This window comes from Limnobacter thiooxidans, assembly GCF_036323495.1.
Classification (GTDB): domain Bacteria; phylum Pseudomonadota; class Gammaproteobacteria; order Burkholderiales; family Burkholderiaceae_B; genus Limnobacter; species Limnobacter thiooxidans.
Genome location: NZ_AP028947.1, coordinates 1,088,553 through 1,112,810, shown reverse-complemented (window position 1 = coordinate 1,112,810; position 24,258 = coordinate 1,088,553). Strand labels below are relative to the sequence as shown.

The window sequence follows — 24,258 nt, the reverse complement described above, 5'->3', positions numbered from 1 at the left end:
TCGACTGTTTCCTTAAAATTCATCAAAGCTGTCAAAAGCGTCTGCTGCGTGGTGTGATGCGCCAGACTTGCCGGTCGAGGGTCTGCGTTCTGCCGGGCGGGCCTTGGCTCGGGGTCGGCTGCTTCCGGTGTCAAAGAAGCTCATGGCATTGTTCAGCATGCTGGCCTGTCCACTCATTTCCTCGGCCGTTGCCGCCAACTCTTCCGAGGCTGCTGCATTCTGCTGGGTTTGCTGGTTCAGGCTCATCATGGCCTGGTTGATTTGTGCAACGCCATTGGTCTGCTCGTTCGATGCAGCGGTAATTTCCTGCACCAAGTCAGAAGTGCGGTTGATTGCAGGAACCATCTCTTGCAGCAAACTGCCTGCGCGCTCCGCCTGCTTCACACTGCTGCTGGCCAAATCACCAATTTCCTGCGCGGCCACCTGGCTGCGCTCCGCCAGTTTGCGAACTTCGGCAGCCACCACGGCGAAGCCTTTGCCGTGCTCACCGGCACGGGCAGCCTCAATGGCTGCATTCAAGGCCAACAGGTTGGTTTGATAAGCAATGTCGTCCACGATGCTGATTTTTCCGGCAATCGCTTTCATCGCGTTCACGGTTTCAATCACGGCGCGGCCGCCTTCCTTGGCCTCTTCCGCAGCCTTGGTCGCAATCTGGTCGGTCACTCGGCTGTTCTCGCTGTTCTGCTTGATGGAGCCTGCCATCTGCTCAATGCTAGCGGACACTTCTTCCACACCCGCTGCCTGGCTACTTGCACCTTGCGACAAACTTTGCGACGTTTTTGAAATTTCGCGTGCAGCATTGGTCAGTGAATCGGCGTTGCCGCGAACATCCTCAATCACGTCACTCAAACGGTCGATAGTGGCGTTCACATCGTCTTTGACTTCACCAAACAACCCCTTGTAGTTGGCTGTAATTTTCTGGGTCATGTTGCCATTGGCGAGCAATTTCAAAACGCGACCCACATCTTCCAGACCCACCGACGTGGTGGTCAACAAACCGTTCACGTTTTGTGCAAGGGTTTTGAAGAATCCGCGCTTGTTGTCTTCACGAATACGTTCACTGAAATCACCTTCTGCTGCGCGAGCCACCACACTTGAAATTTCGGCCTCCATGGCCACTTCGGCAGTTCGATCACGCCATTCCACCACATAGCCCAGACGAGCCCCATGGTCGTCGTCAATCGGATTCACCGTGAGGTCAAAAGTGCAGGAACCCACTTTAAGCTCGGTTTTGTGCGTGCCTTTCAGGTTGGCCAGCATGCCTCGCTGGTGCGACGGATTCTTGTGGAACACATCAATGTTGGTACCCACGATTTTGCTTGCATTGAAATGGGGCAAATCTTTGCGAATATCGCTTTCAGCCCGGCGCAACATGTCAGTCAGCGATGCATTGCCGTACACAATATTGAAATTGGCATCAGCCAACATCACGTTCACTTCAACATTCTCCAGGCCGCCCAGTGCACGCCTGTTGAAGATTGCGCTGAATGTGGCCTGGGTAATATCAGTGGCAAACTTCACTACTTTGTAAGGCTTGCCAGTAGCATCCATGATCGGGTTGTAGCTGGCTTCAATCCAGACCTCTTTACCGCCTTTGCCAATGCGCCTGTATTGACCCGCATCGTATTCGCCCCGGTTCAGCTTGTCCCAGAACTGGCGGTATTCGATCGAACCACTCACTCCAGTGTCGGCGAACATGCTGTGGTGCTTGCCCTTGATCTCGTCAAGCGTATACCCCATGGTGCGCAGGAAGTTGTCATTGGCTGTAATGATGGTACCGTCCATCTTGAACTCGATCATGGCTTGCGCCTTGCTCACTGCGGTCAGTACAAACTCGCATTCGCTCAATTTGCGTTGCATCGCCTCAAGGGCTTCAGTTTGTTCAGTAATCTGTTTCTTGTTGAAAAAATCAAATGCGCCCATTTTTTTATCCTTAATCTATTTACGCGTTGGCCTGTTCAAGGCCATGGCTCAGAACTGCCGGTTGTTCAATGGCATGCCGGCTGGTTTCCAGCTCCGCCGTTTTTGTAGAAATACTGCTCACTTCATTAATCAACTTGGGTACATCGAGAATTAGTGCCACATCTCCGTTGCCCATGATGGTTGCGCCACTAATGGCCTTGTTCTGCTCAAACAGGTTGCCCAGTGGCTTGATTACGGTTTGCGATTCGCCATGCAACTGGTCGGCCACAATGCCCGCCTTCATTCCACCGAAGCTGACCACAATGATGTTCTCGCGCTTCGGTCTTGATGCCCTGGGGTGGAACACCTTGCGCAAACGCACACAGGGCAAAAATTCGCCGCGCAAGTCGTAATGAATATCCATACGGTCGTCGGTGCCCAAGGCATCGGCTGAAAGCTCCAGGCATTCCCGCACATAAGAAAGCGGAATGACGTAAACCGAGCCACCCACGCCGATCAAGAAACCATCAATAATGGCCAAGGTCAGTGGCAGTCGAATCTCGAATGTGCAACCCTGCCCCACGCGTGAACGCACTTGCACAGAGCCGCGCAGCGCCTCGATGTTTCGCTTGACCACGTCCATGCCCACACCACGACCGGAAATGTCGGTCACTTTGTCGGCGGTCGAAAATCCGGGGGCAAAAATCAGCATGTTGACTTCGGCGTCGGTGAGAATTTGCTCAGGCGAAACAATGCCCTTCTCAATGGCTTTCTTGAGAATCTTCTCGCGCGCCAGGCCACGGCCATCGTCTTGAACTTCAATCACGATATGCCCGCTGTCGTGGTAGGCATTCAACTGAAGCTTGCCTGTTGCAGACTTGCCTGCGGCACTGCGTTCTTCAGGGGTTTCAAGCCCGTGATCCAGCGCATTGCGTACCAGGTGCATCAAGGGGTCGCCAATTTTCTCGACCACCGACTTGTCCAGTTCGGTGTCTTCACCTGAAATTTCAAGCTGAATCTGTTTGCCCAGGCCCATGGCCGTGTCGCGCACCACGCGCTGAAAGCGCTGGAAGGTCTCACCGATTTGCACCATGCGCAAACCCAGTGCGCCGTCGCGAATTTCTTCAATCAAACCAGCCACGGCACTGGTGGATTCCAGCATCGCAGTGTGGTTCAGGTGTTTGGCCTGCTCCACAGTGCCCGCGTTGGCAATCACCAGTTCGCCCACCAGGTTGATGAGCGCATCCAGTTTGTCCGAAGGCACTCGAATGAATGAGCTGACCGGAGTGGCTTTGCCAGCTGATTTGGTTTTTGCCAGGTTGTTCGATGCGTTGCCGGAAGAATTGCCAGCAGGCAGTGCAGGCAATGAGACCGCATTTGCAACGGTTGCCAGGGCCATCTGCTCACCTTCAACTGGCACCGCAACATCGTGCTGTAGTTCTGCAGGGCGCACAAAGCCGGCTTGATGCAGCAAATCCACTGCGCGCGTTGGGCCCTCAGGCAACGCATTCACCAAGGCATCCCATTGTTCAGGCGTGCAGCTGTGCGGCAATATGCGCACCTTGCTTTCTTCGGTCAAAAACTCAAAGGCATCTTCAACCCCGGCCAGTCCTTTGTCAGTCTCGAATCGCAACTCGAAGCCAAGGTAGCAAGCTTCCGGGTCCAGATTGGCAAAACCAGGCAAGGCGTCCAGCACTGGGATTACGGCCTGCACATCGCCGTAGCTGTCCATGTAGGAAAAAATGGGGGCCGGGTCAAATCCGTCACACAAGGTGCTGCGGCCCAGTCGCACGGACACATGCCAGGTTTGGCTTGATTTGGCTACAGGTTCCGTATCCACAAGTACTGGCGTTGCGGGTGCAGCCGGCGGCGGTGCATCTTCCTGCAACAGGTAGGCTTTCAGACGGGCAGTCAGCCCTGCTTGCGAGGTGGCCATGTCAGGGCTGACGTGTTCCGCATCACCACCGGCTTCAATGCAATCCACCAGTTCAGAAATGTGGTCGCGACACTCCAGCACCAGGGTGCTCATGTTGGCGTCAAACGAAATTTCTGCATTGCGCACTCGGTCCAGGACGGTTTCCAGGTCGTGCACAAAGTGGGTAATTACCATGAGCCCGAATACGCCCGCACTGCCCTTGATGGTGTGCGCTGCGCGAAACGCTGCATTCAGCACCTCGGTGTCATTGGGGTTTTGCTCCAGCTGCAACACATGACTTTCCACCTCTGCGAGCAATTGCCGCGCTTCGGTGAAAAATATGCCGCGCGAGGCCTCAAGATCCAGTTCAAATGCCATGCCTTAATTCTCCAGAAAGCCAGCGTTGATCCAGGACTGGACACCCAGCCGGGCGGCCTTCATGGCCACCACTTCTGACGGTTTGGTCCAATGCACATGCAGATTCACGGCAGGATCGTTTTGAATCGTCACCAGCAGTTGTATGCCTGTGGTGTCCACTTCCTGGCAATCGCTCAGGTCCAGCACAACGTCATGCCCCTTGCCAAGCGATTGGCGAATATCATCGGCCAAAGCTGCACAATCGGCGATTGTCAAAGTCTGAAGGTTGAGCCGTGTGTGCAGGTGTTCTTCCTGCTGGAATTCAATTGCGCTGTCCATCTGATTCGTTCCTTATGGGCTGTTCAGGCCACCAGTTTGTTGACCGCTGCTATCATCTGCTCTGGCTTGAACGGCTTGACCATCCAGGCCTTCAGGCCAGCAGCCTGTCCCTCGGACTTCAGCTTTTCATCCGATTCGGTGGTCAGCATGATTATGGGTACGAATTTGTAAGCCGCCAGCTTTTTGACTTCGCGCACGAAGGTTAGGCCGTCCATGTTGGGCATGTTCAGGTCGCTGACAATCAGGTTGATTTTTCGGCCATCCAGCTTGGTCAAGGCGTCTTTGCCATCACACCCCTCCACCACATCAAAGCCCTGGCTTTTCAGGGTCATTGACACCACTTGGCGCAGAGAAGTGGAGTCATCCACGATCAGTACGGTTTTGCTCATAGTGTTACTCGTTCTCAAGTTTTCAGAAAAAAGTCAATTCGTCGGGAGCATCGGCAGACTGGGGCCCCGCCTTGCCTGCCTTGCCCGGGCTGCCATGGTTGGTACGCTCCTCGGCCATGGTGTATTTGCGTTCCAGCTCGTGCATCAGCGCAGCCACATTCAATGACTCCACGCCGCTGCCCAACTGGCCTTTCATCTGGTTCAAGCTGTCCTGCACATGCCCCAATATCTGGGACACGCGGTCCTGAAACTGAAAATGCACCACAGCGTTGTTCAGGCTGGATGAAACCTGGTTGGTGTTGGCAATGATTTTTTCACTGGCCAGGTGCAAAGGCCCAGTCACTTGTTCAAACTGGGAAACCACGCCATGCAAGGTTTCACTGGCCTGGATCAACACTTTTTCGTCCGAAGCCTCCATGCGTGCAGCACCATCGCCCGCGCGTTTTGCTGCGGTCGCAATCAACTGCACACGCTGGCGAATCTTCACACCGGTTTCCGCCGACAACATGGACAGTTTTCGAACTTCATCAGCCACAATCGAGAAGCCTCGACCCTCTTCACCGGCGCGGGCCGCTTCAATGGCGGCATTCAAGGCAAGCAAGTTGGTGCGTGCTGCCAGTGTTTCAACCGAAGCGGCCATTTTGGCAAGCTCCTCGGTGGAAGAAATAAACCCTTTGACCTCTTGCATGATGGTGGTCTTCTCGTCGAATGAATGGCGAATACTGTTCAATATTCCATTCAAGCTGTCGGCAACATGGTCAGCCAGACCATTCCCACCACTTGAGGTGTTGCCAAGCACACTGGCCGCGTCAGTGGCCACCGACACGGTGTCATTCAATTTGCTGTGAATTTCAGAAAAAGCCTCAGCCAAGTTCACGATGCCCATTTCCATTTGCGAATTGGCCGTGCCCAGCTGGCTGTTCAAGGTTGGCACCCAAGTACTGGCCATGCGCTGCAATTCAGCATCGGCATCGCCTGATTTTTTCAGTTCCGCCACTTCTGCATTCAATGCGCGAATATCGTCATTCAAGGCTGCGGTTTTCGGCTGCTGTATGAGCGTTATGCCGCCTGCAGCCAGTGCAATAGCACCCAAGCCCATCAACATCGGCCACACACTGCCTGTCAACAGGGCGGCACCCAGCAACAAGGCAATTGCGCCAAGTCCGAATGCGATTGGCACCCACCCCAGTTTCTGCGATGGTTTTTTATTGTGTTTTTTCATGAACAGACATTCCTATCAATTGTTTGACCGGGCACACAGGCTCTTCCGGCTCTGCGCAAGAATGCTCAAATGCCTCAAACCAGCCATGGCAACAGGCACTGCGAACGGCCAGGTAGGCTATTGCTGCCCACTGGTGCAGTACCTGTAGAAGCTGAATTGGGAGGCTTTGCATTGATATCTCCAACGAAGCACTTTTGTTACATGCGATGAAATCAACATTTCACGCTTGTAACCAGTGTGCTCCGATTGGCTTGCCCCCAATTGGGGGAAAAGAAGCGGAAAAAGGCACCAATATCGAATTAATGCTTTCGAGGGAACGTAAAAAAACCCGCTGCTGGAGCGGGTTTCAGAATGGAACACAATAAGCCGGGTTTACTTGGCAGGTTCAGGCTTTAACGTCATTCCCAATGGGCCCTTGATGGTGCCATCGTCATTGAGGTCGTAAATCAGGGTGTCACCATCCTTGGTGATTTTGACTTTCTTGTCTTCAACGGTGTAAGCGGCCTCACGGGTTACACCCATGGTCGACACATACACGGTGCCATTGCCCTGGAACTCGTATTTTTGCAAACCCAGTTCGTCTTTGTACACCCCATTCAGGTTTTGCCCGCACGCGGCCAGCAAACATGTAAAAGCGCCTGCAAAACAGGCTTGACGAATATTCATGCTTCAAATTCCCCTTGTTGTGCGATCAAGCGGACCAAAACTCCTGCAAGGCTTTGGCTGTGCGGATCGGAATTTCAACCATGGGCAGGTGCCCGACTTCGTCAAAAAGTATCACATCTGCATGAGGAATAATGGCCTGGTAGGTATAAGCACCGGTGTAATGTACGAGACGGTCCTTTTTGCCCCACATGATCAGGGTGGGCGCCTGGGTGGCAGACATACCGGGGCCGTCGGGGTTGGGTGCGTTCACAAACATTTGGTGAAACAGGTGGCGATTCACATGACGGCGGCTGATCAGGTCTTGAGCCATCACCGGCGCAAGTGCCAAGGCGATGGCGCGGTTGTGCACGGCCAGGCTCATCAGGGTGTGCGCACCGGCCAGGCTTTCCACAATCATGGGGTTTCGGCCTTCGCGCAAACCAGCCTCAAAACGGGTGTGGTTTTCGCCTTTCCCGCCCGCCGGGTTCATCAGGCACAGTGTTTTGACCAGATTGCCATGGCGGCCGGCCAGCAGGGCCGACACCAAGCCACCAACCGAATTGCCCACCAAGTGGACCGGTCCTGGAGCATGTTGTTCAATCCATGCGGCCACGCGGGCAACCTGATCATCCAGACCATATGGCACATTGGCGTTGAACTGGCTTTCGCCCCAACCGGGCAAGTCCAGCACAAACAGGCGGTGCTGCTTCAGCAAAAATGGCACCAGCGACAACCAGTTTTCCTTGTTGGAGGCAAAGCCGTGCAACAACACCACTGGCGACCCCAAGGGGCTTCCGCCCTCCAGCCACACCAGTTTGTGATCCAGAACAGTGGCCTGTTTGCGCTTCAAACCTGACAGGCCTGCGTGCAACTTATTGATCAAGGGCACGGCGCTTCGGTTTTTCCACTGGCGAATTTTCAAACCATGCGGTGGCCTGGCCAGGCGCAGATAAGTTGGGGCTACATCATCAAGAAACGCAAGCTCCAGGTGATGCATTGCTGCGAATTCCTTGCCTGCTGTCATATTGCCCATGTACCAACTCCTCCAGTGAAAACCAGGTGCTTTGCGCACTATTCTCTTCTCAAACTTTTTACCAAACGTTTGTTTGTTTTATTGAATGTAACATTGACTGATGTAAAGGTAGGAGCAGCATCACACCAAGTCAACGATAAAAATAGAGGGGTTTTTACTAATAAAGCCGCAAAGGCTGAGCCCGCGCGGCTTTGGAGAGAAGATGAGCTTAGTCTTCGTAGGGTTGAATACCGCTTGCAGTAATCAGATAAGCAGCGTCACCCAATTCACTGCTAAATTTTTGAGCAGAGATTTCACCCCAAATCCAGTAGGCCTGCATAGCACCCACCGCCGGTTGCGGTTCACTCAACTTCACGTGAATGATCTGGTTGGCCGGGGGCGGCGGGGTATGAATACAGGCACCGAAATACGGGACCAGCAGCAACTCGTCCACGCCCTTGTCGCTCTGTTCCACCGGGATGGCAAAACCGGGAATTCTGACCTTCTTGCCGACAAGCTTGGGGTTGACCGGTGCGTCATTCCAGGCCTTGCGCATGGTGTCCAAGGCTTCTTGCGCTTTGGGGTCATTGTCTTGAAGTTCGGCAATGTTCATGCCGCGGAAGGCCGCCATGGGATCCCAGTCTGCGGGCATCAAATCATCCCATTGAAGTTCAGGAAATGCCGGATCAAACTCGGCTGCCTTTTTGGGTTCACCTGCTGGCAAACGATCACCCACGGCATAGTCTTCACCATTTGCAGAGGCTTCAGCGGTCAGTTGCGCAAGGGTTTTCTCAAGCTCGGTGGTGCCTTGCTTTACTTGTTCAGGCTTTCCCATGAACCAGGATGCCAACCCATAACCCAGTGCAGTCAGTGTGGCAACAACCAAGCCAAGCACAGCCAGTTTTTTAATATTCATCGACTACAAATCCTGATCAGTTTTTCAATTCAACCTGGGGTTTAACCCATCTTGTAGCTGACTACGATAGGCCTGTACCGCAGGCACCACGCCCAGCAGGCTACCAAACCCGGCAAATGCAGCTACAGCTGCGAGACCTGCTTTCAACTCGAACAAGGGCACCAACTGCAGCCCAAATTGTGCCTGAACCCAGGGCGCAAACGCTGAACCGGCTACAGCAAGCAACAGAATTCCCAATGAAACCCCCAGCAGCATCACCAAAGCACTTTCGAGACACAGCAATGTGAATACGGTTCTTGGCCCTGCACCCACTGAACGCAACACCGCCATTTCACGCCGGCGTTGGCCCAAGGCAACCAGCATTACGCTGACCAAGCCCAAGGCACTGACCAAGGCAACCAGCGCGGCCACGAACAACAATACCTGTTCAACCAGGCCCACGGTTTGCCACAGGCTGCTCAGGGCAACGCCGGGCAGAATAGCGCTCAAGGCCGCATCGGGTCTGTTCTCAAGCTCCCGCTGTATCCGGAACACACCGGCCCGGTTGTTCAAGGCCAACAACACCGCGGTAACCGATTTGGGCTGCAAATTGAATTTGGTCACATATTCAGCAGGAATGTCGGCACCAGGTACTGGAACACCGGCTGCCCAATCCACATGAATGGCCTCCATACCGGCCAGGCTAATGTGCACACTTTGGTCAACCGGTGTGCCGGTTGGCTTCAAAATACCGACCACGGTGAAAGGTTTGTCGGCATGGCTTGGGCCGGTTTGCTGAATTTGCATACCATGGCTTAAGGCAATGCGGTCGCCCAACTGGTGTTTCAGGCGCTTTGCAACTTCAGCCCCCAGCACAGCCTGAAAGAGCACGCCCGCTGGCTTGCCGATCTGGTAATCCTCAAAGGACTGACCTTCCGCAAACTGAAGGTTTTGTCGGGCTCCGTATAGAAACTGTTCAAAATAGGCTGATTTGGTACCCACCACGGCAAAGCCGCGATAGGAATCGCCCAAGGCAATTGGCAAGGCATGTTTCACACGGGGATCTTGTTCCAGGCGTTCAAATTCGGAATACGGCACATTCTGTGTGGCTTGCCCAATTCGAAACACGCTGTACAGCAACAACGACACCGGGCTGGTTTGCGCCCCAACAATGAGGTCAGTGCCAGCCACCGCATTGGAAAAGCTGGCCTTGGCACTTTGCCGGGCCAGGTCAATGCCCAGCAACAGGCAAGTGGACGTGATCACGCTGAGCAACAAGAGCAACAAACTGGCTTTTCTGCTCCAGGCACTTCGGCTGGCCAGCAAAAGAAGGGTTTGGATCATGCGTATCCCCCAGCTTGCCACCTGGACATCTGCTCGCGGCGCTGACAATGCTCGGCGAGCCGCGGATCGTGACTGACCAGAATCACAGCGGTGTTCTGCTGCGCAGCCTGCTTGAGCAACAGCTGAACAAACCGGGCCTGGTGCCTTGCATCCAGCGCCGAGGTGGGTTCATCCGCGATCACCAGGTCAGGCTTGCCAATCAGCGCTCGGGCTGCGGCAACGCGCTGTTGCTGCCCCACCGACAGGGTGCCAACCGGCTGCCTTGCAAAATCGGACATGCCCAGTGCATCCAGCAAATTCACTGCGGCCTGCACCACACTGCCGCACTGCTGCACAGCCTGTTGCCTGCGGCGTTTGGAAAATTTGCAGGGCAAGGCCACATTGTCGAGCACACTGAGATACGCCAGCAAATTGAATTGTTGAAACAGAAAGCCCACATGGTCCACCCGCAAGGCGTCACAGCGGCTGGCCGACAAGTCGTTCAGCTTTTGGCCCATCAAACTGACATGGCCGGTCTGTGGCAACAGCACCCCCGCCATCAGGTTCAGAAGCGTACTTTTGCCACTGCCGCTGTCACCTTCGAGAAACACGGTTTCCCCAGCCTGCATCGAGAATTCAGGCACCTGCAATTCAAAGCCGCTGCTGGCGTACTTGAATGCCAGGTTTTGGCACTGAAGCACGGCTTGTGTCATTTGATTTCCAGGCGGTTTTTGGCAGGTGTCAGGGTTGCGCCCACTTGTCCGCTGGGGAAAAGTGCCTGCACTTCAATTTTCTCAAAACCAGGGAACTGGCGAAATGCGCGCACTTCGATCAGCTTGAGCTTGTCTGGGAATTCGCATTCAAATTCGTAGGTAGCACGCAGATCAGAATGCCCGTGATCCGCATCGTGGTGCTGGTGGTCATCCGAGGGGCCGTGAGAATGGGGATTCAGCACCTCGGAATACAGTTTGTATCCGCTGCGCTTGCACTGGGCCGTGGGCGTAAATGCAAACAGCCCATTGGCCTTAAGCAGTGAAACCACCCGGCGCGCTTTCACTTTTTCTGCATCGGTCTTCGGCGTGTGCTCAAAACCCAATACATTGTGTAAGGGCGTCATCAGGCTGATGAACAAGCCATTGCCATCTTGCACAATTTCCATGTCACCCACGCCGTGTACATGGGCGGCGGTGTTGTGGTCCGCGCCCGCACTTGCAGTCGCGCTGAACGTCATTGCCGCGGCCAACAAACAAAGATTACCCAACAAGGGGCGAACTGCGAAATCTGTCATGAATGTCCTTTCAGTGTTTCAATTGGGTGGAAAGTAGACCTGTCATTCTGTACGGAGGTTCCCGGTTTTCAGCGCAATTCACACCGGGCCGAATTCGCACCAGAAGCCTTTGTAGATGGCCTGTTCGGCATCGCCGCGCTTTTCAAGTGGGCAAGCCAGGCGAACAATCATTTTGTGCGCCAGCTCATTGTAGGCCTGCCAAAACACCTCGGGTTTGGCACCAGGCAAATCCACGAATTCGGACACCTCAATCTGGTCAAAAAACTTGTCGGCTTCTTCCAGCCAGCTTGCAGACACGGTGTTGGCCACCTGTAACGCTACCTCTTCCGCCTTTACGGTATCGACCTTGAACGGCAAGATGATTTCAATGGTGTACAGGCTGAATTGGCCCAACATCGACAGGTGTTTGATGGTTTGAGTCAACACCATGGCATTGGGCACAGCCAGGCGTCGCCCAGTGTATTTGCCCGACATGCCAATTTCAAAAAGCTTGGTGCTGAGCAGATCAATGTCGATGACCCGGCCATTCTGCGTGCCAATTTCGATGTAGTCGCCAATTCGAAAAGGCTTGGACAATGAAATGTTCACATAACCCAACAGGCTGAGCACCACTTCCTTGCCGGTGATGATCATGGCGCCTGCAATGGCCACCACGCTGAGAAACGCCCCGGAAATCTGCGAGGCCCACACGGAGATCAACAGGAAGAATACGGCCATCCGAACCAGGTTTTTCAGGAACACCAGTTGGGAACGCGCCTTTTCAGGGTGATAGGGGTGGAGCTTGCGCAGAGACCAGGAAAGGGCCCGGTTCACGAAGAAGCCACTGGCCATCAAACCAAAGGTGATGGCCAGTTTGAACAGAAACAAAGTGGTGGGATCTTTGAATAATTCCATGCCCCTATGGTAACAGGGGAAGCCCTCCAATCAAGGGCAGGCCCCCGCCCGAGGTATTGCCGGTCTGACAGGCACTGGCGTTCTCGTAGCTGGAATCAATCACCTGGTCGATCCACTGGTTGATCAGGCTCACAGCTTCCGTGTGGACCACACTGCGGGCCAGCGGAGGCATTTTTGCAGCCAGTTCCACTGCTTCCGGCCCCATGCGGTAAGGCACAATCGAATCGCCGGACATGGCGGGGTGAATGTCGTAAGTGCGGGTACCACGACCTTCCGAACCGCTGGCTGTGGGCTTCTTGCAAATGCCATAGGTACTGTCTACTGGGCGGAACACATCCACATAAAACCCGGTGTTAGAGGCCTGGCCGTTCACGTTGTGGCAATGCGCGCAATTCACTTCTAGGTAGGCACGCGCCCGCGCTTCAATGTCGCCTTTTGAATTTGCAGGCAAGCCTGAATCGCCCGGGTTGTTGAACTTAGGTATGTGCTTGACGTTGGTGGCCACCTGCCGCTGGTCCAGGTTAAAGGTGCTGGGGCAACCGTTCATCAGACCGTTATCACACATGTACTTCAACTGGTTCTTGCCATTGACCGGGTGCTGCGATTGCCCGGTGAACAAAGGCGATTCATTCAAATATGCCCTGTTAAGGTTGCGCGGCTTGGGGCCAATCGGTGCAGAACCTGGGTCCACATCGTTGTTGCTGTGGCAAATGGCGCACTGGCTGGCATTGGGGAACATGTAGGCATTGGTACTTCCCATTTGCCGTTTGCCAGAATCCACGTCCACATAGTCCCAGCTTGCAGCCGCACTGCCACCGAACTGCGTCAGCACCGCCTTGCGTTTACCACCGCCAGCATCTTGCCAAATGTATTCCAGCGCCTCCCAGTAATTCTGGCCGTCCTTGCGTTGGCGCTTGATGAGCAGGCGTGTTTCATACGCTGTTTCACGCGCACGCGGTTGGTCCACAAAAGAGAATGTTTTGGCAATGATGGTACCCACCGGAAAATCAATGGTGGAATTCACGCGACTTTGCTCGTCCTCAAGGAAACGGGCCTGCTTTCCTTCAGGTATGAACATGACCCTGTGCTTGACTGAGTAATCGCTGAACAGTTTGCTGTTCAACACGTAAGGCATGCCCTGCCCGTTCGGTTTGCTGGTCGGATTCTGGTCGTCAGCAAACAGGTTGTACTGGGCCAGGTCTGGGCAGTTTACGGCGAATGCTGCTTCGTTCACCACGCCAGCTTTCAGTGGCACTTCACAAAGGGCTTTCACCGCCTCGGCTGCGGGTTCAGGTGCAAACTGCCCACTGGGCTCGAAAGGCTCAAATTCAAAATCGGGCAAGCGTGGCAGGTCAGCACCAAAGCGCGCCATGCAATCGTGTTTGCTGATGTCAAACTCGCTGGGCAACAAGGGAATTCCGGTTGCGATGGATTGAATATATTCCAGCGACAGATTGGCCGTGGGGTCGCTGGTGTTCAGCTTGATCACCGCATCCAGTCCGCGCGTGCCGTGAAAATTCGAGAAAGCCAGACTGTCCGAACCAAACTTGTTGCTTGGGTTGATGCAACTGAACCACCACGCTGGCACCTTGCGTTCACCATTGGGCTTGAACTTGTATTTGTTGTAGCGGCAGCTTGGGTTGGGGTTCTGGTTACCCTGTATTGGCTTGCCATCCGCGTCTACTGCAACGGGTTTGCCACTGCGGTCTTTGGGCAAGTCACAACTGTTGTTCAACACATCGGTGTAACCGTCCCACACAATGTGGGCCCCGCGGTAACCCTGACCACCCAGTGCATTTTTCAAACCCACCACCAAGGGAAATGCACTGCTGATCTGTGCACCCTGTGTGGCGATGATGCTGGCGAAATCGGGTTGCGGCAAATCATTGCCGTTGTTGGTGAAGGTGTTGTTGAAAATGTTCACCGCCTCGGAATACACATCCATGCGGCGGTCGCCGTTTTCACCAAGCAAATCGTAGCTGGTCAGGATAATGCCGGCTGTGCCATTGTTCTCGAACACGTTGTCGTAAATGTCGATCTTGTCGTAAGCCAATGTTATCAGGCCAGAGCCACGCGGCACGTTGGCCACAATCGAGCCGGGCACGGCGAAGTTGTAGGTGTTGTTGTTTCGGGCGATGTTGTTGTAAACCCGGGAACGCGAACCATACTGAGTCAGGTTATCCAGGTCGTAAACCAGAAAGCCGCCTGAATTGCATTCGGCCAGGTTCTCCGAATACTCGCCATCCACCACGTTTTCAATTTCAAACCCGAACACGTTGAATGCCGCGCGGCTTTTGCGGATTTTCGCGATATTGGTTTGGCCAACATAAATGCCCGCATCCGATGCACCAATACTTTCAGTCTCTTCAACCAGAATGTTTCGCGATTCAACAGGGTAAATGCCATAACGGCCTGAGGCAGTGCTCACCGTGTAATCGGGCGAAGTCTTGTCGGTTTCAAGCGGATTGGGGTTGGCGGGGTTGTGTCGTGCAGGGTCCGTACAAGCCACCTTGATTTCCTTCCGGAAATTGGCCGCTGTAATTGCACGTTCTTCGGGCAGTTTTCGACCGCTACTCCAGATGGCACGCACTTTTTTCAAGGTGCCGTGGTTCACGCCTTTCATCTTGAACGCATCACCGGGTGAATCACCAATGGTCAGGTTGCGCACCGTGACACCGCGCACGTTGGAGGCAAGGAACCCTTCCTGCGAGGTGCTGTCCCGGAATGAAAGGAAGGTTTCATCCATGCCGCAGCCTTCAATAATCACGTCTTCCGTGGTCGTGATCTGGATACCGGTTTTCAGGTCAAAAAAGCCGCAATCGAATCGAAGAATGTCTTTGGGCTTGAGCTGCACCATGGCCTTGACCATTTCTTCGGTCGCGTTTGCTCCAGGCTGGATCAGGAACACCCTGCCCGTCGATTCCGCTGGGTTGATGATGGTGCCCCCGCCACCCGATGCAACGGTTGGATCGTCGCTTGAAGAAAGACATCCCCCCAACGCCAGGGTGAATATTGAAACCCATACTGCCTGCAGTGCACATTTGGTGTAAGCCACGCCAAACCTCGTTCTTGTTATATGCATATGAGAAAAAACTGCTTGCCCATGACTGTTACCACGCTAGAATTCAGGCTGGATTCTGCGTTGTGTAAGCTAATTGACACTGCATGCACATTGCTTCATATTCGACGACACAATCGTTGCACAAGCATCGACTCATATAAAAACCAGGAGAGACACCCATGAGTGAATTTCAACAACGCGCCGCACGACTGCTGGTCGGAGCGACGCTCGCTGGCAGCGGTTTTTTGCTGGCAACCGGGGCTGTGGCCAAAGACACAAGCCCGGAAAAAACGCTTCAGGCGGCCAGCCTGGCTGCAACCTGCGCAAGCTGCCACGGCACGAACGGCCAGGGTATTGAAGGCAGTGCAGTCACGGGGCTTGCCAACCTCAGCGCCGAATACATCAAGACCAACATGATCTGGTTCAAGACCGGGCAGCGCCCCGCCACTGTGATGCACCAATTGTCCAAGGGTTACACCGACGAGCAGATTGACATCATTGCCAATTACCTGGGCAAAAAGGACTAAGGAGCGCACCATGCAAAGAAGACAGTTTCTACAAACCAGCGCACTGGCCTCTGCCCTGTTGGGCGGCATGCCACTTTCTGCAACCGCGAAATCAGCGAAAGGCAAAGTCGTTGTGATTGGTGGCGGCTACGGCGGGGCCACGGCTGCAAAATACCTGCGCCTGCTGTCAGGCAACCAGCTGGATGTCACACTGGTTGAACCCAATGCCACATTCGTTTCCTGCCCCATGTCCAACCTGGTGGTGGGCGGTATTCGCAAAATCAGCGAAATCAGCACGCCCTACACGGGATTGACCCGCAACCACGGCATCAAGATGGTGAAAGACTATGTCACCGCGATTGATGTGGACAAGCGCCAAGTCAAGTTGAAAAACGGCAAAACACTGCCCTATGACAAGCTGGTGCTTTCACCGGGCATCGACCTGCAACTCGACAAAATTGAAGGCCTGGCTGCTGCCAATGCAAGCGGACAGATTCTTCAAGCCTGGAAAGCAGGCCCTGAAACAGTTGGCCTGCGCAAGCAACTTGAAGACATGCCCGACGGCGGCACCTACATTCTGAATGTGCCACTGGCGCCCTACCGTTGCCCACCCGGCCCTTACGAGCGGGCCAGCATGGTGGCCAACTACTTCAAGGAAAACAAGCCAAAATCCAAGGTGCTGTTGCTGGATGCCAACGCAGATGTGACATCCAAAGGCAGGCTGTTCAAGGGCGTGTGGGAAAGCCAGTACAAGGGCATTCTGGAATATCGTCCCAACATGAAGGTCACCGGGGTGGATGGCGCTACAAAAACTGTGCGTTTCGAATTTGAAGAACCCATCAAGGGCGATGTCCTGAATATTCTTCCTGAACAACGTGCGGGCAAGCTGGCAGTTGAATCCGGTATTGCCAACCTGAACGGACGCTGGGCCGAAGTCAATTACAGGACCTTTGAGTCCACCGTGGCCCCCAATGTGCACGTGATTGGCGATGCGGTTCAAAGCGCCCCATTGATGCCCAAGTCTGGCCACATGGCCAACAGCCAAGCCAAAGTAGTGGCTGCTGCCATTGTGGCTGAACTCAGCGGATGGGAACCCAATGCAGCCCCGTTGACCAACAACACCTGCTACAGCTATGTGACCACCAAGAACGTGATTCACGTGGCCAGTGTGCATGTGTACAACGCGGAAAAGAAAACTTTCCTGACTGTGGAAGGTTCTGGTGGTGTTTCTACTGAACCCAACGAACTGGAAGGCACTTACGCCTGGAACTGGGCCCAGAACATTTGGGCAGACACTTTGGTGTAAGCGGTTTTGTTCAGCCTTCACGTGTTGTAAAAAAAGGCCAGCGAAAGCTGGCCTTTTTGTTTGACTGGGTTACATCGCACCAAATTATCAACGATCTACAAAGGTTTGCTCACAGACTTGAAATACAGGTCTGACTGCAATTCACGCACATGTACGGTAATCTGGGTTTGAAGTGCATCAAGGGGGTCTCTGCAACTGCGCTCAAGCGCTTTCAGCAGCACTTGCCCCAACAATTCCTTGATTGTGAATTCACGCCCGCTGAGCAAATCGACCGTGGCCGCGACAAAGGCATGGTCACCTGCTTCTGCTGCGGAAACACCAATTCGATAGGAACCAAGGCGATGAATTCGGGTTTTGATGTCTGAATCCATGAAGATACCCAGGCTCAAAACCGCTTTGTTCACCTGCAACAACACCCAGGATTCATCCAGATTGTGCAAATTGGAACTGTATTCAAGGCTGATGTGGGGCATGTTCTTGTTGTTGTGCAAGCGATTGAATTAACACGGGGATTGTGCCAGAAACTCCCCCTCCAAAACATGGAAATTCACGCTGGGTGAAGGTCACGTGTATGACAAACAGGTGAAAGTTCACACGATTGTCTAGTATAAATCACCTACAAATCTACTTGCCGGGCAGGGTCTGGGCGGGGAAAATACTTACATCGAACGCTGTAATGGTGTTCCCCCTCATGTCTCCTCTTCTCCGCAAGTGAGAAAGGTTAAGCCGGCTTCCAAGGAAGTCGGCTTTTTTTTATCCTTTTTCAATGTGATTTAATGTGACTTTCAATCAGGGTTGCCAGAACCTCAGGCTGGTCGTGGTGCACCATGTGACCCGCGTTGTCCACAATCACTGATTTCCAATTGGGCACGCACTCAAAACGCGTTCTGAACGCGTCAAAGTCAACGGGTTCGCCGGCGCGGCTCAACCACAAACCGGCTTCAGTCTGCTTCGCCTCGACGTGTAACACCGGTGCGGCGATATTGGCCCAACAAGCTTGCGCCTCGGCCAGCCTGTAACCAATCGGATTCATGATCTTGTGCGCAGCATCACCCAACAAGCTGTAGCCACCCTGCTCGGCCTTGGACCAGAATTGCGCCAGGTACATGGCTTTTTCATCGACAAGGCGATGATTGGTTTTTTGCAAACGCCGGGCAACCTCCTCCAGGCTGGCGTAGGTTCGAAGTGCCTTGGGCGCCTTGATTTCATCCAGCCAGGTGCCATAGCGCTTCGGGGCTTTTTCTGAAGGCGAATCCAGCATGCCAAACCCTTCCAGGTTCACCACACTTTGAATGCGTTGCGGGCGCACACCGGCATACACCATGGCAATGTTGCCTCCCATGCTGTGCCCCACCAGGTTTACTGCTTCATTGGGTGAGAAATGATCCAGCAAGGCATCAAGATCCGCCAGGTAATCGGGGAACCAATAGGATCGAATACCGGGTGACCCCTGCGCAACGGGCCAGTCGCTCAAACCGAAACCACGCCAGTCTGGCGCGATCACGCGGTAGTCATTTTCCAGCGCATCCACCACAAACTGGTAGCTTGCACCCACGTCCATCCAGCCGTGAACCATCACCAGCAAAGGCGCATCTTCTGGGCCCCAGCAATGCAGGTGCGTGCGCAACCCGCGCAAATCAATAAAACGAGACTCGTGCTTTTTAACCGGAATGTAGGTGTTCACTGCGTGCCCTCTTCGCTGGCAGACGCCCTGTCAGCCAATGCCTGTTGGAAAGTATTCAATACATGGGCAGGCATGTGCACCACCTTGCTCTGCATGTAATTGAAAAATACGAAACCTGACTTGGCCAGCGCAATCAGGCGATTGTCTGCTGGCCGGGTAATTCTGAAAACGATGTCGCAACCGTAGGCATTGAAATCCATCAGCCCGACCTCAAAACGCAACTGGTCGCGAGCATGGGCTTCGCTTTTGTACACGGTGGCCAGGTCGGTGACAATGATGCCGGTTTTGTCGTCGGTCAATTCCTGCACGCCCATTTGAAAAAGAAAACGGGCGCGCGCCTCGGAGATCATGGAAATCATCGAGTCGTTGGCCAAGTGATTGCCGGCATTGATGTCGGTGATGCGCACGGTCAGCGTGGTGTCGTAAATGAAACAGGAATCGGGAAACTCGAGTTGTAGCCTGGCCATGCAAATACTGCTGTCGAATTGAAGTGCTGAAAGTGTATGCGATCTGAATTTGACCCGGCGCTCTAAATGCAGAAGAAAAACAACCGAACTTGAAATTTCAACTTATCATTCATCAAAATTCAACAACAACCGGAGACAAAAATGCCGAAACTGGATGCTGCTTTGATCGATGCATTGGGTGGCCCCATGCCCGAACTTGAACAGCTAAGTGCTGCCAACCAAAAAAAACTGGCTGCTGACCTTGCCGCCGCACACCAGGCCCACGATGCATTCCTGAAACAGAGCATGGACAATGCCCTGGAGCATATCCCCCGCCTGCTGCGCGGTACCGTCAAAAAAATATTGGGGCTGTAAATCATGGACAGAAACACAGAACTACGCCGCCTGGCCCAAGCGCTTCACAAGTCGGCCGAGGAATTGACCTACCTGGACAAACTGGATGCAGTGGCGCTGCAGAAACTGCGCACCAATTTTCAGAACAGCCTGCTGAACAAATTTGGCCCAGTGTTTGAACGCATCGCGGGTGCAGGCAAACTGGCCCCCGATTCCATCAGTGCCACCCTGTGCACCAAGGTGTTTGGCCCTGCGATTACTGCCAACATGTCCTACTTCACGCCGATGAGCAAAGCAGTCAGCCTGTGCAAGCTGTTTGACGCAGAATTCATGGCCGATGTGGCGCGCGAACAGATCCCGGAACGCGCAGTGGACATGCTGGCCGAATTGCCCGTGGAACAACTCAAGAAAGTGACAGCCAAGCTGGTTGAGCAGGGTGACTTCCACGTGCTGGGTGGTTTCACCGATTACATTCCAGAGAAAAAAGCGCTTGAGATCATGGAAGTGATCAAAGACCCGGCTGCCAACCTGCACATCTCCTTTTACGCGCAGCGCAAAGACCGGATTGCCAAGCTGGCGGGTCAGCTCAACGACGATAAGTTGATCGCACTGATTGCTGCCGCATTTGCAGATGCCAACCTGATGGTTGAAGTGGGTTTGATTACTGCTGAAATGGATGCCAAGGCACAGGAACGCATGGCCAGATTGACTGACAAGGTTAATTCCGCTTTCCGCGGTTTGGCCAAGGCCAAGGCCGAAGAAATGGGCTATGCAGACCGCATGAAGGCGTATTTCGCGGCTTGAGGTGGTTCGGCGGGGCGCTGAGCAGGTTCGGTGTGGCGTTAATGGGCTCGGCGTGGCGCCCCCGTTCCGCATGAAAACCACTTATTCCCTTATTGAGCCAGGCTTTGCATTCACCTGGGCGCGACAAAAAAGATGGTCGCACCCAGGTGTCGGCCTGCAGCCGACCATTCAAACTCTGCTCAATCGGGGTGGTTTTCTTTAATTGCGTAACGGGTACAACCACTGCCGACCTTCATTAGCCGCGTAATCGCCCAGCAACACGCCTACGCACTACCGAACTGCACTACGCCACTCAATCCACCTGTTTCGTCGCAAAACACCCGCGCATTCACTCCGCTGTACTCCCACGCACTGCAGAGCTTTCACCGTGCCACACATTGCACTGAACTTCTCACCAGACAAGCTCCACATCAACAACTGGAAAACGCAGTGTTCACAATATTACACAAACAATATTTTTATATTAAACAGTTACTTAAAATTATTAGAATAGAAACTCGAGTACTTTGACACAATGTCAATTGACATTGAGTGCACAACTGTACACAATACAACTCATGCAAACACACAACAGGTTTGCTGGGTTAAAGCGGAAGCCCTGATTTCGCATAAATTGAAAGGGATACCAAAATGAAAAACTTTATCGACTCAGTTGTTCGCACTCCTGGCATTTTGTTTATGGCCATGATGACCACAGGCTTCACGATCAACGCTGGTGTACAGTACTTGAACGGAACCGGCTTGGAAGGTCCCAACATGTTGGCAGCGGCTTGCCTGGTTGTAGGTCAGGTAACAGTGGCAGTGGTTCACCAGTTGCGCCGCATTGGCCAAAGCAACAAACTGACCTTGCAATAATGGGTTTGGTGAGTGCGCGGCAAGGGTTCGCTTTGAATACAAGCGTCTAACCCTGCCGCCTTCGCCGCAGACAATCCGAGAACTACACGCCCCGCAGTACCCCTCCTCTGCTGTAACAATCCCGTCTCAAATCTGTCAAACTCAGGCAATACACACGCCACACACTGCACGCATTGATCACTCATCAAAGCAGAGCACATGCGCGTTTCTATTATCGGAAGTGGATATGTTGGTTTGGTTTCGGCAGCCTGTCTGGCTGAAGTCGGCAACAAGGTTTTGTGTTGCGACATCGACACCGCCAAAATCGACCAACTGAAAAGTGGTTCAAGCCCGATTTACGAACCGGGACTGGACGAACTACTGGAACGTAATCAACGTGAACAACGTCTGGATTTCAGCGCTTGTATTGAAGATGCGGTGAATCACGCCGAACTGATTTTCATCTGCGTAGGCACACCCCCCAAAGAAGACGGCAGCGCGGACCTGCAGCACGTGGTACGCGTGGCGCAACAGATTGCTGAGCACATGAATGGCTTCAAGGTCATCATCAACAAGTCCACCGTACCGGTCGGTACTGGTGAGCGCGTCGCCGAAGAAGTGCGCCGGGTGTTGATTCAACGCAATGCCCTGCACCCTTTCACCGTGGTCTCCAATCCGGAATTCCTGAAGGAAGGCGCAGCGATTGATGACTTCTTGCGCCCTGACCGCATCGTGCTGGGCACTGACCACACACCTGCGGGCCAACGTGCATTGCGCATGATGAAAGCCCTTTACGCCCCCTTTCAGCGCCACCACGAGCGACTGATTTGCATGGACGTACGCTCAGCCGAACTGACCAAATACGCCGCCAACGCCATGCTGGCCACGCGCATCAGCTTCATGAATGAATTGGCGAATCTGGCTGAAAAAATCGGCGCTGACATTGAACAGGTACGCGCAGGCATTGGATCAGACCCACGAATCGGATTTTCATTCCTGTACGCAGGCTGCGGCTATGGCGGTTCCTGTTTCCCCAAAGACGTTCGTGCACTGATTCAGACTGGTGTGGATGCTGGAGAAAATCTGTCCATCCTGCGTGCCGTCAACAACAGCAACCAGCGCCAAAAGCGGGTTCTCGTGGAAAAAATCATTCAGAGATTTGGCGAAGACTTGAGCAACATGACATTCGCCATGTGGGGCTTGGCCTTCAAGCCGGAAACAGACGACATGCGCGAGGCAAGTAGCCGCACCATCGCGGCCGAACTGGTGCTTCGAGGTGCCACCGTGCAGGCCTTCGACCCGATCGCCAATGAAACTGCGCGCCGGGCCATGGACGAGGATTTGACCAACTTCCGTCAAGATGGCCCACTGCTGGGGCATTTTGAAATTGTCAAAACGCAGGAAGACACCCTGATCAATGCGGATGCGCTGATCGTTTGCACAGAATGGCGCATGTTCAAGAGCCCGGACTTTTTGATGCTGTCCAGAACCCTGCGTGAAAAAGCGGTGTTTGATGGGCGAAATCTGTATGACCCCGCACTGCTGGCCGATTATGGCCTGATTTATGAAGGGGTTGGACGTCGTGCCGAGCCGGCAGATCAGGGAATCCCCGTGGAACAAATGCGCCTGGCTTCTTAAAATTTAGCGTCTTTGCCTTTATCATTGCGCAAGAGACAGAACAGACCATCTTCCACCCAGGACGAGCGCAATGATCAAGGTAGCCATCAGCGGCACAGGGCTTTTCGTGCCCAGCCAAACCATCACCAACGATGAATTGGTGGAATCGTTTAATGCCTATGTGGCGAAATTCAATGAAGCGCATGCAGATGAAATTGCCAGCGGCGAATTGCAGCCGCTGCAACCTTCCAACTCGGCTTTCATTGAAAGCGCATCCGGCATCAAGCAGCGTTATGTGATGGAAAAAGAAGGCATCCTGAACCCGGACCGCCTTCACCCCTATTTCTCGGAACGCGCGAATTCAGAATTGTCCATGATGGCTGAAATCGCCGTCGATGCGGGTCGCAAAGCGATGGATGCAGCAGGGCTGACAGCCGATCAAATTGACGCGGTAATTTGTTCCGCCTCGAACATGCAGCGCGCTTACCCGGCAATGGCTATTGAAATTCAGGAAGCACTGGGCATTCAAGGTTTTGGTTACGACATGAACGTGGCTTGTTCGTCGGCCACCTTCGGCATTGAACAGGCTGTGAACGCAGTGCGCAGCGGCACAGCCCGTGCGGTACTGATGGTCAACCCTGAAATCACCTCGGGCCACCAGGCCTGGTTGGACCGTGATTGCCACTTCATTTTTGGTGATGTGTGTACAGCGGTGATTGTTCAACGCCTTGAAGATGCAAAACCGGGCAGTTGGGAAGTGTTGGGCACCAAGCTGGCCACCAAGTTTTCAAACAATATTCGCAACAACTATGGTTTCCTGAACCGTTCCGAAGATGCCAAGCCCGATGCGCGTGACAAGCTGTTCATGCAGGAAGGCCGCAAAGTGTTCAAGGAAGTGTGCCCCATGGCCGCAGAACACATGAGCACCCACCTCGAAAGCTTGGGGCTGAATTCAGCCAACGACGTGCGACGTTATTGGCTGCACCAGGCCAACCTGGCCATGAACCAGTTGATTGCCAAAAAACTGTTGGGCAACAGCGACTTCAGCGCCGACAAAGCACCCGTCATTCTTGATGAATTTGCCAACACCGCGTCTGCCGGCTCCGTGATTGCCTTCCACCGACACAGTGCCGACTTGGCGCAGGGTGATGTGGGTGTGATCTGCTCGTTTGGGGCTGGTTACTCGATTGGCAGCGTGGTGGTACGTAAAACCTGACAACGCTTACGTTGCGCAAGCTTTGTTCGGTGTTCGCTGCTGCCGATTTCGCTTGTTGCGTAAGCTTTGGTCGGAGTTCGTTGCCGCTCATCTCGCCTTGGACAAGGCTGATTTCCCGACTTCTTGATTCTGGCTTGGGTCATGCGACACGCCAAAGCGTGCTCGCATCGATTGCTTGCGCAATCGCCCCGCGCTGCGAATCAGCCGGGAAGCCTTGCCCTGAATCGGCAAGATGATGCAGCAAACGAA

Annotated in this window: 24 protein-coding genes; 7 read left to right on the top strand and 17 right to left on the bottom strand. The window is 53.8% G+C overall.

Annotated features, from left to right (window positions below):
- Positions 1-12: 12 nt before the first annotated feature.
- From RGQ30_RS05060 to RGQ30_RS04995, 14 genes are all read right to left on the bottom strand, one after another.
- Positions 13-1,923: a methyl-accepting chemotaxis protein gene (locus RGQ30_RS05060; protein WP_130558790.1), complete on the bottom strand. Its 1,911-nt coding sequence runs from the start codon at positions 1,921-1,923 to the stop codon at positions 13-15.
- A 19-nt stretch (positions 1,924-1,942) separates the two neighbouring features.
- Positions 1,943-4,195, bottom strand: a complete 2,253-nt coding sequence (locus RGQ30_RS05055) for a chemotaxis protein CheA (RefSeq protein ID WP_130558791.1) — start codon at positions 4,193-4,195, stop codon at positions 1,943-1,945.
- Positions 4,196-4,198: 3 nt separating this feature from the next.
- Entirely contained in the window at positions 4,199-4,513 is a 315-nt protein-coding gene (locus tag RGQ30_RS05050) for an STAS domain-containing protein (RefSeq protein ID WP_130558792.1), read from the bottom strand.
- Positions 4,514-4,536: 23 nt separating this feature from the next.
- Positions 4,537-4,902, bottom strand: coding sequence for a response regulator (locus tag RGQ30_RS05045; protein WP_130558793.1), 366 nt, complete (start codon positions 4,900-4,902; stop codon positions 4,537-4,539).
- Positions 4,903-4,924: 22 nt separating this feature from the next.
- A complete protein-coding gene (locus RGQ30_RS05040) occupies positions 4,925-6,124 on the bottom strand; it encodes a methyl-accepting chemotaxis protein (RefSeq protein WP_130558794.1) in 1,200 nt (399 codons plus the stop codon).
- Positions 6,108-6,296: a hypothetical protein gene (locus tag RGQ30_RS05035; protein WP_130558795.1), complete on the bottom strand. Its 189-nt coding sequence runs from the start codon at positions 6,294-6,296 to the stop codon at positions 6,108-6,110. The genes RGQ30_RS05040 and RGQ30_RS05035 overlap by 17 nt, the downstream gene beginning before the upstream one ends.
- Positions 6,297-6,496: 200 nt before the next feature.
- Entirely contained in the window at positions 6,497-6,790 is a 294-nt protein-coding gene (locus RGQ30_RS05030; protein ID WP_130558796.1) for a hypothetical protein, read from the bottom strand.
- Between the two features lie 25 nt (positions 6,791-6,815).
- A complete protein-coding gene (locus tag RGQ30_RS05025) occupies positions 6,816-7,802 on the bottom strand; it encodes an alpha/beta fold hydrolase (RefSeq protein ID WP_130558797.1) in 987 nt (328 codons plus the stop codon).
- Positions 7,803-8,010: 208 nt separating this feature from the next.
- A complete protein-coding gene (locus RGQ30_RS05020) occupies positions 8,011-8,697 on the bottom strand; it encodes a DUF3299 domain-containing protein (RefSeq protein ID WP_130558798.1) in 687 nt (228 codons plus the stop codon).
- A 24-nt stretch (positions 8,698-8,721) separates the two neighbouring features.
- On the bottom strand, positions 8,722-10,020 hold the full coding sequence (locus tag RGQ30_RS05015; protein WP_338284822.1) for an ABC transporter permease: 1,299 nt from the start codon (positions 10,018-10,020) through the stop codon (positions 8,722-8,724).
- On the bottom strand, positions 10,017-10,712 hold the full coding sequence (locus RGQ30_RS05010) for an ABC transporter ATP-binding protein (RefSeq protein WP_130558799.1): 696 nt from the start codon (positions 10,710-10,712) through the stop codon (positions 10,017-10,019). The genes RGQ30_RS05015 and RGQ30_RS05010 overlap by 4 nt, the downstream gene beginning before the upstream one ends.
- Positions 10,709-11,287: a DUF2796 domain-containing protein gene (locus RGQ30_RS05005; protein WP_130558800.1), complete on the bottom strand. Its 579-nt coding sequence runs from the start codon at positions 11,285-11,287 to the stop codon at positions 10,709-10,711. The genes RGQ30_RS05010 and RGQ30_RS05005 overlap by 4 nt, the downstream gene beginning before the upstream one ends.
- Before the next feature lie 78 nt (positions 11,288-11,365).
- Positions 11,366-12,181 (bottom strand): mechanosensitive ion channel family protein, encoded by an 816-nt coding sequence (locus RGQ30_RS05000; RefSeq protein WP_130558801.1) that lies wholly within the window; start codon positions 12,179-12,181, stop codon positions 11,366-11,368.
- Positions 12,182-12,185: 4 nt separating this feature from the next.
- On the bottom strand, positions 12,186-15,236 hold the full coding sequence (locus RGQ30_RS04995; protein ID WP_338284821.1) for a parallel beta-helix domain-containing protein: 3,051 nt from the start codon (positions 15,234-15,236) through the stop codon (positions 12,186-12,188).
- Positions 15,237-15,421: 185 nt separating this feature from the next.
- Here RGQ30_RS04995 and RGQ30_RS04990 point away from each other — a divergent pair, with 185 nt between their 5' ends.
- Together RGQ30_RS04990 and RGQ30_RS04985 are read left to right on the top strand one after the other, a co-directional pair.
- On the top strand, positions 15,422-15,769 hold the full coding sequence (locus RGQ30_RS04990) for a c-type cytochrome (RefSeq protein ID WP_130558803.1): 348 nt from the start codon (positions 15,422-15,424) through the stop codon (positions 15,767-15,769).
- 10 nt (positions 15,770-15,779) lie between these two features.
- Positions 15,780-17,054 carry an NAD(P)/FAD-dependent oxidoreductase gene (locus RGQ30_RS04985; RefSeq protein ID WP_338284820.1) on the top strand — a complete coding sequence of 425 codons (1,275 nt, stop codon included), beginning with the start codon at positions 15,780-15,782 and terminating at the stop codon, positions 17,052-17,054.
- 95 nt (positions 17,055-17,149) lie between these two features.
- On the opposite strand, the gene RGQ30_RS04980 is transcribed toward RGQ30_RS04985, so the two are convergent.
- From RGQ30_RS04980 to RGQ30_RS04970, 3 genes are all read right to left on the bottom strand, one after another.
- Entirely contained in the window at positions 17,150-17,527 is a 378-nt protein-coding gene (locus tag RGQ30_RS04980; protein ID WP_130558804.1) for a 5-carboxymethyl-2-hydroxymuconate Delta-isomerase, read from the bottom strand.
- A 290-nt stretch (positions 17,528-17,817) separates the two neighbouring features.
- The gene (locus RGQ30_RS04975; RefSeq protein ID WP_130558805.1) at positions 17,818-18,738 is read right to left on the bottom strand and encodes an alpha/beta hydrolase; all 921 of its coding nucleotides are present in this window, start codon (positions 18,736-18,738) and stop codon (positions 17,818-17,820) included.
- Positions 18,735-19,205, bottom strand: a complete 471-nt coding sequence (locus RGQ30_RS04970) for a thioesterase family protein (RefSeq protein ID WP_130558806.1) — start codon at positions 19,203-19,205, stop codon at positions 18,735-18,737. Before RGQ30_RS04970 ends, RGQ30_RS04975 begins: the two co-directional genes overlap by 4 nt.
- A gap of 141 nt (positions 19,206-19,346) precedes the next feature.
- On the opposite strand from RGQ30_RS04970, the gene RGQ30_RS04965 reads away from it, so the two are divergent.
- The 5 genes from RGQ30_RS04965 (at position 19,347) to RGQ30_RS04945 (ending at position 24,009) form a co-directional block, all read left to right on the top strand.
- Positions 19,347-19,559 (top strand): hypothetical protein, encoded by a 213-nt coding sequence (locus RGQ30_RS04965; RefSeq protein WP_130558807.1) that lies wholly within the window; start codon positions 19,347-19,349, stop codon positions 19,557-19,559.
- A gap of 3 nt (positions 19,560-19,562) precedes the next feature.
- The gene (locus RGQ30_RS04960; protein ID WP_130558808.1) at positions 19,563-20,342 is read left to right on the top strand and encodes a hypothetical protein; all 780 of its coding nucleotides are present in this window, start codon (positions 19,563-19,565) and stop codon (positions 20,340-20,342) included.
- Positions 20,343-20,972: 630 nt separating this feature from the next.
- Positions 20,973-21,197 (top strand): hypothetical protein, encoded by a 225-nt coding sequence (locus tag RGQ30_RS04955; protein WP_130558809.1) that lies wholly within the window; start codon positions 20,973-20,975, stop codon positions 21,195-21,197.
- A 198-nt stretch (positions 21,198-21,395) separates the two neighbouring features.
- Positions 21,396-22,814 carry a UDP-glucose dehydrogenase family protein gene (locus tag RGQ30_RS04950; RefSeq protein ID WP_130558810.1) on the top strand — a complete coding sequence of 473 codons (1,419 nt, stop codon included), beginning with the start codon at positions 21,396-21,398 and terminating at the stop codon, positions 22,812-22,814.
- Between the two features lie 70 nt (positions 22,815-22,884).
- On the top strand, positions 22,885-24,009 hold the full coding sequence (locus tag RGQ30_RS04945; protein ID WP_130558811.1) for a beta-ketoacyl-ACP synthase III: 1,125 nt from the start codon (positions 22,885-22,887) through the stop codon (positions 24,007-24,009).
- Positions 24,010-24,258 lie beyond the last annotated feature (249 nt).